Source organism: Halorubrum rubrum, from assembly GCF_024494685.1.
Classification (GTDB): Archaea; Halobacteriota; Halobacteria; order Halobacteriales; family Haloferacaceae; genus Halorubrum; species Halorubrum rubrum.
In genome coordinates, this window is sequence record NZ_JANHDM010000006.1 from 83,936 (window position 1) to 98,380 (window position 14,445).

The 14,445-nt window shown below is 67.8% G+C and carries 16 protein-coding genes and 2 pseudogenes; 8 read left to right on the forward strand and 10 right to left on the reverse strand.

From position 1 onward, the window contains the following. Positions 1–104: 104 nt before the first annotated feature. The 3 genes from NO889_RS08205 (at position 105) to NO889_RS08215 (ending at position 4,279) form a co-directional block, all read left to right on the forward strand. Positions 105–1,802 (forward strand): thiamine pyrophosphate-binding protein, encoded by a 1,698-nt coding sequence (locus NO889_RS08205; protein ID WP_256411781.1) that lies wholly within the window; start codon positions 105–107, stop codon positions 1,800–1,802. Between the two features lie 102 nt (positions 1,803–1,904). Beyond that, entirely contained in the window at positions 1,905–2,969 is a 1,065-nt protein-coding gene (locus tag NO889_RS08210; RefSeq protein ID WP_256411782.1) for a Gfo/Idh/MocA family protein, read from the forward strand. Between the two features lie 101 nt (positions 2,970–3,070). Next, entirely contained in the window at positions 3,071–4,279 is a 1,209-nt protein-coding gene (locus NO889_RS08215; RefSeq protein ID WP_256411783.1) for a DUF418 domain-containing protein, read from the forward strand. Between the two features lie 13 nt (positions 4,280–4,292). Here NO889_RS08215 and NO889_RS08220 read toward each other — a convergent pair whose 3' ends face one another. From NO889_RS08220 to NO889_RS08250, 7 genes and pseudogenes are all read right to left on the reverse strand, one after another. After that, positions 4,293–5,042 carry a fumarylacetoacetate hydrolase family protein gene (locus NO889_RS08220; protein ID WP_256411784.1) on the reverse strand — a complete coding sequence of 250 codons (750 nt, stop codon included), beginning with the start codon at positions 5,040–5,042 and terminating at the stop codon, positions 4,293–4,295. Between the two features lie 48 nt (positions 5,043–5,090). Continuing rightward, positions 5,091–5,489 (reverse strand): DUF8048 family protein, encoded by a 399-nt coding sequence (locus NO889_RS08225; RefSeq protein WP_256411785.1) that lies wholly within the window; start codon positions 5,487–5,489, stop codon positions 5,091–5,093. Further along, on the reverse strand, positions 5,489–5,809 hold the full coding sequence (locus NO889_RS08230) for a MoaD-like domain-containing protein (protein ID WP_256411881.1): 321 nt from the start codon (positions 5,807–5,809) through the stop codon (positions 5,489–5,491). The genes NO889_RS08225 and NO889_RS08230 overlap by 1 nt, the downstream gene beginning before the upstream one ends. 45 nt (positions 5,810–5,854) lie before the next feature. After that, positions 5,855–6,133 (reverse strand): annotated as a pseudogene (locus tag NO889_RS08235) (ubiquitin-like small modifier protein 1); the annotation flags it as partial. A 593-nt stretch (positions 6,134–6,726) separates the two neighbouring features. Beyond that, a pseudogene (locus tag NO889_RS08240) lies at positions 6,727–6,852 on the reverse strand (IS5/IS1182 family transposase); the annotation flags it as partial. A gap of 122 nt (positions 6,853–6,974) precedes the next feature. Further along, positions 6,975–7,892 (reverse strand): sulfurtransferase, encoded by a 918-nt coding sequence (locus NO889_RS08245; RefSeq protein WP_256411786.1) that lies wholly within the window; start codon positions 7,890–7,892, stop codon positions 6,975–6,977. Then, the gene (locus NO889_RS08250) at positions 7,889–8,608 is read right to left on the reverse strand and encodes a helix-turn-helix domain-containing protein (protein WP_256411787.1); all 720 of its coding nucleotides are present in this window, start codon (positions 8,606–8,608) and stop codon (positions 7,889–7,891) included. Before NO889_RS08250 ends, NO889_RS08245 begins: the two co-directional genes overlap by 4 nt. Positions 8,609–8,783: 175 nt before the next feature. Here NO889_RS08250 and NO889_RS08255 point away from each other — a divergent pair, with 175 nt between their 5' ends. Beyond that, the gene (locus NO889_RS08255) at positions 8,784–9,023 is read left to right on the forward strand and encodes a hypothetical protein (RefSeq protein ID WP_256411788.1); all 240 of its coding nucleotides are present in this window, start codon (positions 8,784–8,786) and stop codon (positions 9,021–9,023) included. A 112-nt stretch (positions 9,024–9,135) separates the two neighbouring features. Here NO889_RS08255 and NO889_RS08260 read toward each other — a convergent pair whose 3' ends face one another. From NO889_RS08260 to NO889_RS08270, 3 genes are read right to left on the reverse strand one after another with little or no spacing between them, the layout of a single operon-like run. After that, entirely contained in the window at positions 9,136–9,381 is a 246-nt protein-coding gene (locus NO889_RS08260) for a hypothetical protein (protein ID WP_256411789.1), read from the reverse strand. Between the two features lies 1 nt (position 9,382). After that, positions 9,383–10,390, reverse strand: a complete 1,008-nt coding sequence (locus NO889_RS08265; protein ID WP_256411790.1) for a cytochrome d ubiquinol oxidase subunit II — start codon at positions 10,388–10,390, stop codon at positions 9,383–9,385. Then, positions 10,383–11,807, reverse strand: a complete 1,425-nt coding sequence (locus NO889_RS08270) for a cytochrome ubiquinol oxidase subunit I (protein ID WP_256411791.1) — start codon at positions 11,805–11,807, stop codon at positions 10,383–10,385. The genes NO889_RS08265 and NO889_RS08270 overlap by 8 nt, the downstream gene beginning before the upstream one ends. A gap of 295 nt (positions 11,808–12,102) precedes the next feature. Here NO889_RS08270 and NO889_RS08275 point away from each other — a divergent pair, with 295 nt between their 5' ends. From NO889_RS08275 to NO889_RS08290, 4 genes are all read left to right on the forward strand, one after another. Continuing rightward, positions 12,103–12,282, forward strand: coding sequence for a DUF8073 family membrane protein (locus NO889_RS08275; RefSeq protein ID WP_256411792.1), 180 nt, complete (start codon positions 12,103–12,105; stop codon positions 12,280–12,282). A 110-nt stretch (positions 12,283–12,392) separates the two neighbouring features. After that, on the forward strand, positions 12,393–12,638 hold the full coding sequence (locus NO889_RS08280; RefSeq protein ID WP_256411793.1) for a sulfurtransferase TusA family protein: 246 nt from the start codon (positions 12,393–12,395) through the stop codon (positions 12,636–12,638). After that, entirely contained in the window at positions 12,631–13,776 is a 1,146-nt protein-coding gene (locus tag NO889_RS08285) for an NAD(P)/FAD-dependent oxidoreductase (RefSeq protein WP_256411794.1), read from the forward strand. Before NO889_RS08280 ends, NO889_RS08285 begins: the two co-directional genes overlap by 8 nt. After that, positions 13,776–14,441: a helical membrane plugin domain-containing protein gene (locus NO889_RS08290; protein ID WP_256411795.1), complete on the forward strand. Its 666-nt coding sequence runs from the start codon at positions 13,776–13,778 to the stop codon at positions 14,439–14,441. The genes NO889_RS08285 and NO889_RS08290 overlap by 1 nt, the downstream gene beginning before the upstream one ends. Positions 14,442–14,445 lie beyond the last annotated feature (4 nt).

The window sequence follows — 14,445 nt, forward strand, 5'->3', positions numbered from 1 at the left end:
ATGGACGCGGCAGAGTGACACGCGTGGACGCGGCGGAGTACCACGTGACGGAGTGACGGCGCGCACAGCGAAGCTTTCAATTCCCGACCGGGTGACGTCGTCGTATGGACCCGACAGACGGCTCGGAGAGGACGGTCGGCGAGGCGGTCGTGGACTGCCTGCTCGACCGCGGGATCGACACGGCGTTCGGCATCCCCGGCAAGCAGACGCTCCCGCTCAACCGGGCGTTCGCCGACCGGGACGCGCGGTTCGTCGTGGCGCGACACGAGACCGCGGTCACCCACCAGGCGTGGGGGTACGCGGAGACGGCCGAGCCGGGCGCGATGGCCGCCACCGTGGTCGTGCCCGGTCCGGGCGACATGAACGCGATGAACGGGCTGAAGAACGCCAAAAACGACAACGTCCCGCTGCTCCACCTCGCCGTCGAGACCGAACGCGACGTGCGCGGCGGCGACGGGATCCACGAGACGCCCCCGGAGACGTACGACACGGTGGTGAAAGAGAACGTCCTCGTCGAGTCGCCGGCGGGCGCGGTCGCGGCCGTCGCCGACGCGATCCGGGTCGCCCGCGAGGCCCCGCAGGGGCCGGTGCGGGTCGGGATCCCGAAGGACGTCCTCGCGAGCCGGACGCCGCAGGCGACGCCGCCGGAGGCGGAGCCGGCGGAGCCGCCCGCGCCGTCCGCGTCGTCGGTCGAGGCGGCCGCGGACCGCCTCGGCGACGCGGCCGCGCCGGTCGTGATCGCGGGCGGGGGCGTCCGGCGCGCCGGCGCGACCGAAACACTACGAACGGTCGCGGAGGCGCTCGACGCGCCGGTCGTCGGGACGTACAAGGGGAAGGGGGTCCTCCCGGAGACGCACCCGCTCTCGGCGGGCGTGCTCTGTGGCGGCACGAGCACGGAGCTGCGCGAGCTGCTCGACTCGGCGGACGCGGGGCTCGTCGTCGGCTCGGACCTCGACGCGGTCTCGACCGCCAAGTGGTCGGTGCCGATGCCGGAGACGCTCGTCCACGTCACGCTCGACGGCGACGACATCGGGTTCGGCTACGAGGCTGACCTCGGCGTCGTCGCCGACGCGGACCGGTTCCTCGGCGCGCTCGCCGAGCGGCTCGATCCCGCCGAGTCCGAGGGATCTCCGGAGGCCGAGACGTCGGGTGCGACCCGCGCGGCCGCGGTTCGCGAGGCGGACCGCGGCCGGTTCGACGCGGTCGCGGCCGCTCGCGACGCGGCCGCCCCGCTCCGGTCGGTCGAGGTGCTCCGTGAGGTCCGCGACGTGCTCCCCGAGGAGACGGTCGTGGCCGCCGACGCGGGCGGGTTCCGGCTGTGGACGCTCGTCTCCTTCCCGGCCGCCGGCCCCGAGTCGTACGTCAACCCCGGCTCGTGGGCGACGATGGGGACCGGGCTCCCGTCGGCGATCGGGGCGAAGCTCGCGAACCCCGACGACGACGTGGTCGCGCTGACCGGCGACGGCGGGCTCATGATGTGCGTTCACGAGCTCCACACGCTGGCGTCGGAGGGGATCGACGTCACCGTGGTCGCGTTGAACAACGACGACTACGCGATCATCAGCGAGGAGGCCGAACGGACCTACGGCTTTCCCGCGCAGGCGTACGGCTGGGTCGACACCGGGCTCGACCTCGTGTCCATCGCCGCCGGCATGGGCGTTCGCGCGGAGCGCGTGAGCGACCTCGACGCCGTCGGTGACGCCGTCGACGGCGCGCGTGCCCACGACGGACCGGCGCTCGTCGAGATCGTCACCGACCCCGACGAGCCGCAGGCCAGCGAGTGGATGACCCGCGACCGGTAGCCCCCCGAACCGCGAGCGACGGGACGATCCGCCAAGCGGCGACGTATCACTCGTTTCGGTCGGAGCGTGAGTCTTAACAACTCCCGTTGTGAATTCCGAGACATGACCAGCGCCAACGACGTCGCCGTCGGGATCGTCGGCCTCGGCGGGATCGGCACCCACCACGCGAGACAGTTCCTCGAGCGGGACGCGAACCTCGTCGGCGGCATGGACATCGACGCGGACGCGAGACGCCGCTTTCACGAGGAGTTCGACCTCCACGCCTACGAGGAGGCCGAGGACCTCTACGACGACTGCGAGGCCGTCCTGATCACCACGCCGAACCGGTTCCACGAGGAGTACGCGACGGGGTCGCTGGAGGCGGGTCTCGACGTGCTCCTGGAGAAGCCGCTCGCACACACCCTCGAGAGCGCGGAGCGCATCGCCGACGCGGCGGCCGACGCGGAGGGGTTCTGTATGGTCGGGTTCAACAACCGCTTCCGCCACCCCGTCCGGGTCATCAAACACTACCAGGACGAGGGACGGTTCGGCGAGACGAAACACGTGGAGGCGAACTACGTCCGGCGTCGGGGGGTCCCCGGCCGCGGCTCCTGGTTCACCTCGAAGGCGGTCGCCGGCGGGGGGGCGCTCATCGACATCGGCGTCCACGCGATCGACCTGGCGCTGTACTTCCTCGATCACCCCGAGATCGTCGAGGTCAGCGGCGAGACGCGCTCGGAGTTCGGCGGCCGCGAGGACTACGCGTACATCGACACGTGGGGCGCGGACGAGGGCCCGGAGGGGTTCGACGTCGACGACTCCGCCTCGGCGTTCATCCGCGGGGCGGACGGCAGCACGGTCTCGCTGGAGGTCGCGTGGGCAACGAACCGGCCGGCGACCGACGAGTTCGTGATCCGGGGCAGCGAGGCGGGCGCGACGTTCGACCGCGGCCGTGACGAGCTCACGCTCCACGAGGCGAGCGTCGGCGGCGGCCACCACCTCTCGGACACGGAGGTGACGACCCGCGACGACAACAGCCACGGGGCCGAACAGGACGTCTTCCTCGAGGCCGTCGCGGCGGGCGAGCCGCCCGCGATCAACACCGTCGAGGAGGGACTGGCCGTTCAGCGCGTGATCGACGCGCTCTACCGCTCCTCGGAGACCGGCCGCGCGGTCCAGTTGGACTGAGCCGTTCGGGAGCGGATCGGCCCGCGTCGTCCGATCGCGAATCCGTCTCTCGCTCCGGATCACGAACCTATTCGTCGCTGTAGTCCGTGGACCCGCGTATCGTGAGCGACTCTCCCGGACCCACCCCGCCTTCCGAACGCATCGTGAGCCTCGACGCGCTCCGCGGCGTGGCCGTCCTCGGCATCCTCGTGATCAACGTCCGGGTGTTCTCGATGCCCGAGACGACGCTCCTCAATCCCACCGTCTTCGGCGACTTCTCCGGCGCGAACTACTGGGCGTGGCTCGTCGGACACGTCCTCGCCGAACAGAAGTTCATCACCCTCTTCTCGGCGCTGTTCGGGGCGGGGATCGTCCTCTTCATCGAGAGCAAGGAGCGGAAGGGCCAGCCCGCCATGCCGCTTCATTACCGCCGGACGCTCTGGCTGATCGTCATCGGGCTGGCGCACGCGTACCTGCTCTGGTACGGCGACATCCTCGTCGCCTACGGCTTCTGCGGGCTGGCGCTCGTCTTCGCACACGACTGGGAGCCGCGGGCGCTCGCCGGGCTCGCGGCCGTCTTCCTGCTCGTCACGCCACTACTGGAGGTGTTCGCGGGCCTCACCGTCGGCGGCGAGGCGATCGCGAGCCAGTGGCAGCCCGCCGAGTCCGTCCTCCGCGCGGAGGTCGAGACCTACCGGAGCGGCTGGATCGCCCAGCTCGACCACCGAGTTCCCACCGCCTTCGAGCGGCAGACCGTCGGCTTCCTCGGGGGGACGTTCTGGCGGGTCGGCGGGACCGTCCTGCTCGGCATGGCGCTGTACAAGTGGGGCGTGTTGACCGGCGAGCGCTCCTCGGCGCTCTACCGGCGGCTCGTCGCGGGCGGGCTCGTCGGCGTCGCCGTCGTCCTCGCGGGCGTCCAGTACATCGAGGCCAACGACTGGAGCGCGGACGCGGCGCTGTTCTGGCGGCAGTTCAACTACGTCGGGAGCCTCCTCGTCGCCGGCGGCTACGTCGGCGTCGTCACCCTCTACGCGCGGCGGCGGCCGGACGGTCCTGCGACCCGCGCGTTCGCGGCGGTCGGCCGGACCGCGTTCACGAACTACCTCCTCCAGACGGTGGTCGCGACCGCCGTCTTCTACGGGCACGGGCTCGGGCTGTTCGGCTCCGTGAGTCGCGTCGAGGCGCTGGGGATGGTGGTCGCCTTCTGGGCGATCGAGGTGGCGCTCTCGGTGCTGTGGCTCCGGCGGTACCGGTTCGGCCCGGTCGAGTGGCTCTGGCGGACGCTCACCTACGGCGAGCGCCAGCCGATGCGGTATCCGGACGCCGACTGAGTCGAGCGAGCCGCTACTCCTCGATCGGCCCCGTCCGCTCCTCCTCGTCGCCCGCGACGACCCGGTTCGAGAGCGTGCCGACGCCCTCGTAGGTTATCTCCACGCGCTCGCCCGGCTCGACGAGTCCGGGGTTCGCGGGGCTCCCGAACGCGACGCAGTCGCCCGGTCGGAAGGTGAACCGTTTGGAGAGGTACGAGACGATCTCGTGAGGAGAAAACAGCATGAGGTCCGTGTTCGCGTCCTGTCGGCGCTCCCCGCCGACCGTCGTCGACATCTCCGTGTCCGCGGGGTCGACGTCGGTCTCGATCCAGGGGCCGAGCGGGCCGGAGCCGTCGAACGCCTTCCGCGCGGTCCGCCCCTGTTGGTCGAGCGCGTCGAGGTCGTTCATGACCGTGTAGCCGCGGACCGCGTCGGGCACGTCCTCGGGCGCGAGGTCGCGGGACCGCTCGTCGATCACGGCGACGAGCTCGCCGGCGTAGGTCAGCTCGTCGGTCCACTCCGGGTAGCGGACCGGTTGTCCGTGCGCGAGGATGCTCGCCGGCGGCTTGATGAAGAAGTCGGGCTCTTCGGGGCGCTCGTACGCCATCTGCTCCAGCGTCTCCGCGTAGTTGCGGCCGACGCAGTAGAGCGCGCTGGGCTCACACGGCGGGAGAAGCCGGCCGTCGCGGCCGACCTCGTACCGGCCGTCGTCGGCGACGACGGTCCCGTCCTCGTATCGACCGGCGACCGGTCCCTCGGGCGTCAGCAGGCGGGCGAGTCGCATGCGGGCCCCTCTCTCGCGGCCGGCAAAGGTCCGTCGATGCGGGCGGTCTCACCCCTCGCGCTCGTCGACGCCGATCACGACCGCCGACCGGATCTCGAGGGCGGCCTCGAACTCCGCGCGGCGGCCGGTCGTCGACCCCCACCGCTCGACCGCGGTCTCGTGGGCGCGGGCGACCGCGTCGCGCTCGCGGTCGGCGAGGCCGAGCCGGGCCCCGACCGCTTCCCAGTGATCGGGCTCGACGAGGAACGTTTCCCGGTCGGGCGCGGCCTCGATCCGCTCGTACCGGCGCCGGTACTCCTCGAGACGCGGTCCGAGGTCGGCCTGAACGCGGGCGAGCAGCGCCGGGAGCCGGTCGGCCGGCACGCTCGCGAGCGCCGCGGTCTTCACGAGCGCGGTGCCGTCGATCGGGTGGTCGCCGCCCGCCTCCCCGTCGGATCCAGCGCCCATCAGCCGCCCGCGCGCATCGCCTTCCGCCTGAACTTCGGCAGGAGCTCCTCAAGGACCGCCTCCTCGCCCGCGAACGACGCGGTCACCTCGGTGAGCGTGATCGACGCGGCCGCGGTCACCTCCGCCGCGGCCAGCGTCGCCCGCCAGCCGTCGCCGTCGACCCGCGTCGCTTCCGCGGGGTCGTCGGTCCCGACGAGGTCGCCGCCGAGGTTCCGGAGGTAGTGGGCCGCGAGCCGCCGGGAGATGCCCCGGTACGCGACCTCCCGGCGGACCCATCCGGGTTCGGCGGGCGGCTCGGCCGCGGGTCCGTCGGGATCGATCGCGCCGCCGTCGCCGTCCGCGTCGGCGGCGGCGTCCGCGTCGGTCGTCCCGCCGGCGACGGGCGGGAAGACGGAGAGCCGGTCGCCGTTCGCGAGGTCGGTGTCGAGCCCTTGGAGGTGTAACACCTCGCGTCCGTTCTTCAACACGTTGATCTGGGGGGCCAACTCGCCGTCGACGATCAGTCGGCCGTCCATGCCGTCGTACTCCGCCTCCAGGGCACGAAGCACGTCCCCGACGTCCGACCCGTCCTCGAACTCGCGGACGACGGTCTTCCCCCCGGCGGCCTCCCGAAACGTCGCGAAGAACCGCAGCTCTAGTTCCATACCGATCCGGTCGGGCCGCGGCGGCTTAAAAACGGGCGTCGCCGGCGGTACTGGCGGGTGCCGTCGTGGTCCCCCGCCGAGTGCGCGAGCCGCCCCTCCGACACGTAGGGCGTGACCGGATCCGTCCGAGACGACCGTGCGCGTCGCTCTCGGCGGTCGGAAGTGGTGGCTCGGTGGAACCGATCATCACAAGGGGCTCAGTGGGGGTAACGGATCGTCATGGCCACCACACGCGGAGTAACCGGTTGACGAATATAAACCGTCCGTGATTTGTCGACCGAATAATGTCAGATGTATAGTAAATCAACTCGGTCGTTGAAAAGTGCGTATCGAAGAGATGTCTCGATAGCCTCGCCAGAGACAGAGCACGTCTCTTGGACGGGGTCGCTTCCCGCTCTCAGGCAGGCGAACGAGTCAGTACCGGTAAGCGTGGCTGATCCCTCCCCGAAGACGGGTTTCAGCCTTGAATCAGCCACGGTCCCGATACGCTGGTGAGGAGCTAATCGACGTACTCTCGCGTTCTCAAACTCATCTAATGGAACGTGATGGTGGGTTGAGAGAGTTCCATTGTGCTGTGTCGAAGAGATGCTCAGTCACGATTCCACCGGCTCAGACGGCGCTTCCATGTTGGTGACGGCGAACATCGGACCGATTTCTCGGAGCTGCCGATACCAACCGAGCGCTCGCACGGCATCGCCGAGCGAGCGCTTCGCTGTCGAGAGCATTTCATGGGTTTGGCTGTCATCCGGCGATCGGACGTGCGTGGGCGAGTAGTCCGACATCTCCGAACGGACCCCAAAGCGTGAACCAGTCCACACGCCCGTCGGCCGTGAACAGGAGCTCACTCGCCGACTTCGATCGGGACGCCGATCATATTGCCCCACTCGGTCCACGAGCCGTCATAGTTCCGCACGTGCTCGTACCCGAGCAGTTCTTCGAGAACGAACCAGGTGACCGACGAGCGCTCGCCGATCCGACAGTAGACGATCACGTCGTCGTCTGGATCGATACCGTGCGACTCGTACACCGCTCCGAGGTCGTCAGGCGGTTTGAACCGACCGTCTGGGCGGAGGTTCTCCGCCCAGAAGACGTTCGTCGCCCCAGGAATATGCCCGCCCCGCACCGCCCCCTCGTCGATTCCGGGCGGCTTCGTGATGTCTCCGCGGAACTCCTCTGGCAGGCGGACGTCGACGAGCACGGTCCTCGTGTCGAGAGCCTCCTGTACGTCCTCACGAGAGGCCCGAGCTTCCGGGTTCGCGGGCGGATCGAGCATTCCGCCGTACTCCACGGTGGGCGGATCGACCGGATCGGTCGTGCTCGGATAGTCATACTCTACCCAGTACTCACGGCCGCCGTCCATGATTCGGACGTCGGGATGGCCGTAGTAGGTGAGCTGCCAATAAAGGTGCGCTGCGAACCAGTTCCAGTTGTCGCCGTAGACGACGACGGTCGTTTCCTCGGCGATTCCGTGTGATCCGAGAAACGAGGCCATCTCTTCGGGGGCGAGTATATCGTGAGCGTCTGCCGACCGGAGATCGGTCTTCCAATCGACGCGACCGGCGCCAGGCACGTGACCGCTCTCATAGAACGCAGTGTTGACGTCGACTTCAAGCAGCCGGAGATCGGGCTCGTCGGAGGCGAACCGGTCAAGTCGCGCGTCAACCCAGTCGGGACTAACGAGCACGTCCTCCGGATACTGATTACCCGCCGATGCGTCAGTCTTCGTCCGCTCGTCGTCTGGTGGGTTCTCTGCCGTCATAGTTGCTGCTCTGTGAATCGTTTCGCCAGCTCTGCGGTCGCTCGTCGGAGCCGATACGACACGGTCGACCGGGGTAACTCGAGCTCGTCAGCGAGCTCGTCGAGCGTCACTTCCCGCGGCGTCTCGAAGTACCCGCGCTCGACGGCCACGGTCAATGTCTCGCGCTGTTCCGCACGGATGTCCGCTCGGGAGAGGAGCCCGCTTTCCCAGTGGTCGACCTCCGTCAGGTGCTCGAACGAGAATGACAACCCCTCGCCGAGCTTCGCGGACAGCGTGTCGTACAGGTGTCCGATCTTCGAATCGTCCTGTACCAACACGCGCCACCGGACCCTGTCGTCGGTTCGCGTCTGCTCGAAAAGGACACCGCCGTCGATGTACGTCGCCGCGATGAGCGGGACGGACTCGCAGTACTCCACATCGGAGACGTACGTGTACGCGACTCTCCGCCGTTGCGATTCGGTCAACAGGCTCGTCGTTCGGGTCGAATTACACGCTCGGGCGCTGAACGACTGCCGATCGACGGATTCGTCCAAGAGCAGTTCGTCGACGGCCGAAAGATCGGCCGGATCGCCCGTCACCGACTCGAGCATCCATAGCTCTGTCGGGTCGAGACACGAGTAGATCGCTTCCGACCGGAGGGACTCGCGATCGATGAACAGGTCGACGTACTCGTCGGCACCGGGGTCGTACGTTATCTCGAAGGTGAAGTCGTACATCTGGCAGTGAACTCGGTTGGTAGGGGTGGCCTCAGTTCGGGGCGTCCGCGGTGTCGGTGACTGAGCGGGCGCGCTGGGGTGTGCGCCGGCACTCGACAACAGTACATCGGCACTCGGTCCGGTTGGCTCTCGACAACACGTGTGGTATGCGTTCGACGTACTTAGCTCGTCTCGTATGGTACTCTCACGTCCACCCCGCGAGGTACTGGGTCCGCTTCGAAACCACCTCCTGGTCCCGGCGTCCGTCGCACTCCTCGCCGGGCTCGGCGGGATCGCCTTCGGACTCGCCCGCGACGACATCGTCACCGCGCTGGGTGCGCTGTTGTTCCTTCCGAGCGCGGTGCTGCTGTTCGGCATCGTCGCCAAGCGCCACGTAGCCGGATCGTTTACGTCGTCGGGGGATCGCACGAGCTGACTCCCGTCAGTCCGCCGTTCGGTCGGGTTCAGTCCGTTCACGGGCGCCGAGGGGTCGATTCTCGCCCGGGAACGGACGCCGAAACGCCACGGCGGCATCATCTACCCCCCGATCACGTCACGTCCCGGATCCGGGCGACGACGAGTCGATCGACGTTGTACATGACTACCGCGACCGATGCCAAAATCGTCGCGAAATAGACGATGAGCTGCGGCGGGCCGGACGCTGCCCCGCCGAGTACGGCTCCCGTGAACCCGACGACGAGCAGTTCCCCCCACGTGAGTAACACGCGAGAGAGCAACAGCGTCCCGGCCGTCGACGGCCGCACCGGCGTTCCGGTCCGCGAGTCCTCGCCCATGTCAGTAGGCCTCCTCGGCCGTGATCGGCCCGCTGAACGCCGAGTACAGGACGACGAAGTACGTCGCGATCAGCGGGAGCAGCAGCGCCGCCCCGATCGACATGAGGTTCAACGGCAGCGTCGAGACGATGGCCTCTCTGACGGTCATCCCCGTCGCCGGATCGATGCTCGGATACATGAGGATCGCGACCACCGCGATCAGTCCGTACGTCAGCCCTGCGGCCGCCGCGAGCGCGACGGCGTTCGCCCCGTGTCGAAGCGCGACCCCGTAGCCGACGCCGAGCACGACGGAGACGGCAACCAGCGCGAGCACCGGCGCCGACAGTAGCGCGTCGATGCCGGCTGGGAGTCGAGCCGCCACGACGCCGAGGGTCACGACTACCGCGAAGAGATACGCTACGACAGCCCCGAGTCCGATCCGAGTCACCGTCTCGGGAAGCGCGTCTCGAGTTTTCAATCTGAGGAATGCGGCACCGGAAACGACGGTCAACGTCGTGACGGTGACCCCCACGACGACGCCGACGAGCGTGAACGATCGGGGGGCCCCGACGAGCCAGTTCCCCGCGAACGCACCGAGGAGGAACGGCGCCAGGACGCTGCCGGCGACGAACGACCGCCCCCACCACCGCTGCCAGCGTTCGTCGTGGCGCTGTTCGTACATCTCCGGGGCGAGCCCGCGGAGGATGAGCGCGCCGAGAATGCCGAACATCAACAGGTAGTGACGGCTGAACAGCTCGGCGTACACCGGGGGGAACGCGGCGAACAGCGCGCCGCCGAAGACGACGAGCCACACCTCGTTGCCGTCCCAAAACGGCCCGATCGCCGACAGCACCGCCTCACGCGCCTCGTCGTCCGCGAGCGTCGCGAAGATGGCGCCGGCGCCGAAGTCGAAGCCGTCGAGGAACAGAAACGTCCCCAGCAGGCCGAACACGAGTGCGAACCACAGTTCCGGAAGCGGCAGGCCGAACAGCGGTCCCGACGCGAGCGTCTCGACGCTCGCGCTAGTCATCGCCGGGCACCCCCGCGGGCGGAGCGTCGCGATCGCTCGCCGACTCAGATGCGTCCACGTCCGGCGGACCATCGCGGATTACGCGCGCGACGACGTACGTGTATAGCGTCAAGATCGCCGTGTAGACGCCGACGAAACCGACGAGCGTGATGAGCGCCTCGGTCCCGGTGAGACCGGGTGAGACGCCCTCGCTCGTCTTGAGGACGCCCTGGATCACCCACGGCTGGCGGCCCACCTCGGTGACGACCCAACCGAGTTCGACCGCGACGAACCCGAGCAGGCTGGAACCCATAAGCGCCTTGTGGAGTAGTCCGTCTTCGAACAGCTCACCCGTGTACCACCGGTAGCCGCCCCAGAACGCGAGCAGGATGAACCAAAACCCCATCCCGACCATCGCGCGGAACGACCAGAACACGATGGCGACCGGCGGTGCCTCCGCGTCGAACGTGTTCAGACCGCGTATCTCCGCGGTCGCGTCGCCCCCGCTGGCGAGCCACGACGCGCCGCCGGGAATGCCGATACCGAACAGCTCCTTCGCACGCGGATCGGTGAGTTGACTCAGGTCCGTCGGGATGGCGAAGATGTACTCGGGAACGTACGACTCGGTGTTCCAGACGGCCTCCATGGCGGCGAACTTCTGCGGCTGCGTCTCGTACACGTGGCGCGCGTACAGGTCACCCTGGAGCACCTGTAGCGGTGCCGTGATCAGCAGCGCGACCAGTGCGATCTTGAGCGTCTCGTGCCAGAAGACGATGTTCTTCGTCTTGTTCCCCCAGACGTGGTGCCGGTAGACGTAGTACGCCGCGACGCCGGCCATGAACAGCGCCACCGACTCGACGGCGGCGTTTTGCATGTGGACGTACATGAACCCGAAGCGCGGGTTCAAGTACGCCGCGACCGGGTCGACGAGGTGTACCACTCGGTCGCCGTTCTCGGTGGCGAGCTCGTAGCCTCGAGGCATCTGCATCCACGAGTTCGCGATGAGGATCCAGACGGCCGACAGCCACGTTCCGACTCCGACGGCGAGGCTGGAAACCATGTACAGCCGGTCTGAGACGCGTTCGCGGCCGAACACGAAGATACCGAGGAACGTCGCCTCCAGCATGAACGCCATCATCCCCTCGATGGCGAGGGGGCCGCCGAACAGCTCCCCGGCAGTCGTCGAGAACGCAGCGAAGTTCGTCCCGAACTCGAACTCGAGCACGATTCCAGTCACCGTCCCGACGACGAACGAGATGGCGAATATCTTCGTCCAGAACCGGCGCAACTGTTCGTACACCGGATCGCCGCCCCGGATGTCCTTCCACGTGAAGTAGATGAGGAAGGGAGCCAGTCCCATGCTCATCACCGGGAAGATGATGTGAACGATGGTCGTCAGGGCGAACTGAAACCGGCTTGCGAGTACTGGGTCGATCATTTGGTACGTGTGATGGATGGTGTGGTCGTAGCGGCCGTTCGACGCGATCGACGATCCGTTCCCCCCTCGTTGCTGTGTACTCCGCCCGGATAATCTCGGAGTTGGCACAGGACAAGGGACGATCGACGCTCGGTTCGGGGAACGGCAGCGAACAGCCGACTCTGGTGCCACCACGGGTCCTGTGTGCCGTCCGTTATACGAACGCGAGGCGAACGCCCGCCCGAAGGCGAGGGCACGCGCTCGATTGTCTTCTGCCAACCGATCCTTTTCGGTGACCAGGCAGCTGTGTTCAGTCATGAAAACACGTCACGCCGTGCTGGCGCTCGTCGCACTCGTCACACTGGTGATGACGGTCCGCACAGTCGTCGCCGGCCTCACCGGTAACGTCGGCACGGTCGGTCGGCAGGTCGGCGTCGGCGGAATCGTCCTCGCGTTCGGCGTGGCGCTGTATCGAAGCTGGGACTCGATCGGCTGAGACACGACCGTCGACCGATCCCGCCCGACCGACGCGATCTCCACAGTTGTCGTGCGACAACTCAATACGAATGTGTATCGATCATGAAAGTCTCTCAGGGGAGCGACTGTATGAGCGACACACAACTCGACGCCGATGTAACGGTAAACGCGGTCGGATCGTCGTGTCCCGGTCCGATGATGGATCTGATCGGCAAGGCGAAAGACGTCGAGCCGGGGACCGTGATCCGACTTCAGAGCTCGAACGAGAACACTGAACCGGACGTCTCGGAGTGGGCCGAGAAGTCCGGAAACGAACTGGTAGAGGTGGTCGAGCGCGAGGAACACTGGGACCTATACGTACGGATCAATGACTGAACGAGTGGTCATCGTCGGCGGTGGGACGGCCGGGTCCGTCCTGGCGAACAACCTCGCCGAAGAGGTCGACACAGCGATCGATACGGGCGACGTCGAGGTCGTCCTCGTCAACGATCGGAAGGATCACGTATACAAGCCGACATGGCTGTACGTTCCCTTCGGGGAGAAGACGCCCGAGGACGCGAAGCGGCCGCTTGACGATCTGATCGACCGGCGCGTCGATCTGTTGATCGATCGGGTCGATGGTATCGACACCGAATCGAAGACGGTGTCGTTCGACGGTGGACGAGGCCCCCTCGCGTACGACCACCTCGTGCTCGCGATGGGCGCACAGGTGGTGCCGGAGGAGACTCCAGGACTGGCCGAGGGCGGTCATCACTTCTACGGACCCGAGGCGGCCGAGGAGCTCCGCGAGGAGCTCGCGGAGTTCACTGACGGCCATCTCGTGGTGTCTGTCGTCGGCGTGCCGCACATGTGTCCGGTCGCACCGCTCGAGTTCCCGCTCATGGCCGACACATGGCTGCGCGAGCGTGGCTTGCGCGAAGACGTTGACATCACGTACACGTACCCGATCAACCGTCCCCACGGGATCCAGTCCGTCGCCGACTGGGTCGGACCGCTGATGGAAGAACGAGACATCGGCGTGGAGACGTTCTTCAACCCCGAACGGGTCGATCCCGACGAACAGAGCGTCCACACGGTCGAGGGACGGGAGCTGTCGTACGACCTGCTGGTGTCGATCCCGCCCCACGACGGGAGCGACATCGTCCGGGAGGCCGGCCTCGGCGACGACGGCTGGGTCGACGTCGACCCCGCGACGCTGGAGGCAACGAACGCAGAAGACGTGTACGCACTCGGCGACATCGCAGAGTTACCGACAAGTAAAGCCGGTAGTGCGGCCCACTACGCCGCCACGTCGCTCGCGGGCCGGCTGGCGAGCGCCGTCCGCGGTCAGCGTCCTACCACCGAGTACGACGGGAAGACCGTCTGTTTCATCGAGAGCGGCGAAGGCGAGGCGACGTACATCGCCTTCGACTACGACGCGGAGCCGACTCCGAAGCCCCCCTCCAAGCTGATCCACTGGTCGAAGCTCGGATACAATCGGTCGTACTGGCTGACCGCTCGGGGGGCGTTGTGATGAGCACGACCGATGAGGGGACGGACGACGCGAGCGCCGACACGGGGGCGCTTCCGACCGAGGTCCGCGAGGCGGTCGCGGAAAATCCCGAGGCCGTCGCCGCGCTGCTTGAACGGTCGGGCCAGCTGTCGACGCTCCTCGATGCGCTCGCGCTCGTTGAGGACGGCCTCGATGACGAGACGGTCGAATCGGTCGCGAGCGATGCGACGACGCTCGGGCTGGCCGCGACCGAGCTGGCTGACGGAGAGACGGTCGAACTCGGTGCGGCCGTCGGCGAGAACGGCGGCGAACTCGCCGACGCCGTCCGGCGGATCGCGAGGCTTCAGCGGACCGGTACGCTCGATCGGCTGGCAGACGTCGCCGACGCAGTCGCGCTGGTAACCGACGCGACGGACGACGATATGGTCGAGACGGTCGCTGCGACCGGGACCTCGCTGGGCGAACTCGCCGACACGGCCACCGACGACGAAGTCAGGCGCGGTCTGGTCCGGTTGCTCGAGGGCGTCGGCGCGGCTGGGGCCGAAGAGGCCGGCCCGATCGGCCCCGTCGGCTTACTCGGAGCCTTGCGTGACCCGGAGGTGAAAGCCGGAATGGGGTATCTCGTCTCCGTCGCCCGCGGCATCGGCACGGCGGGTCCCGACCCGGACGGGTCAAACGACGACTGACGAC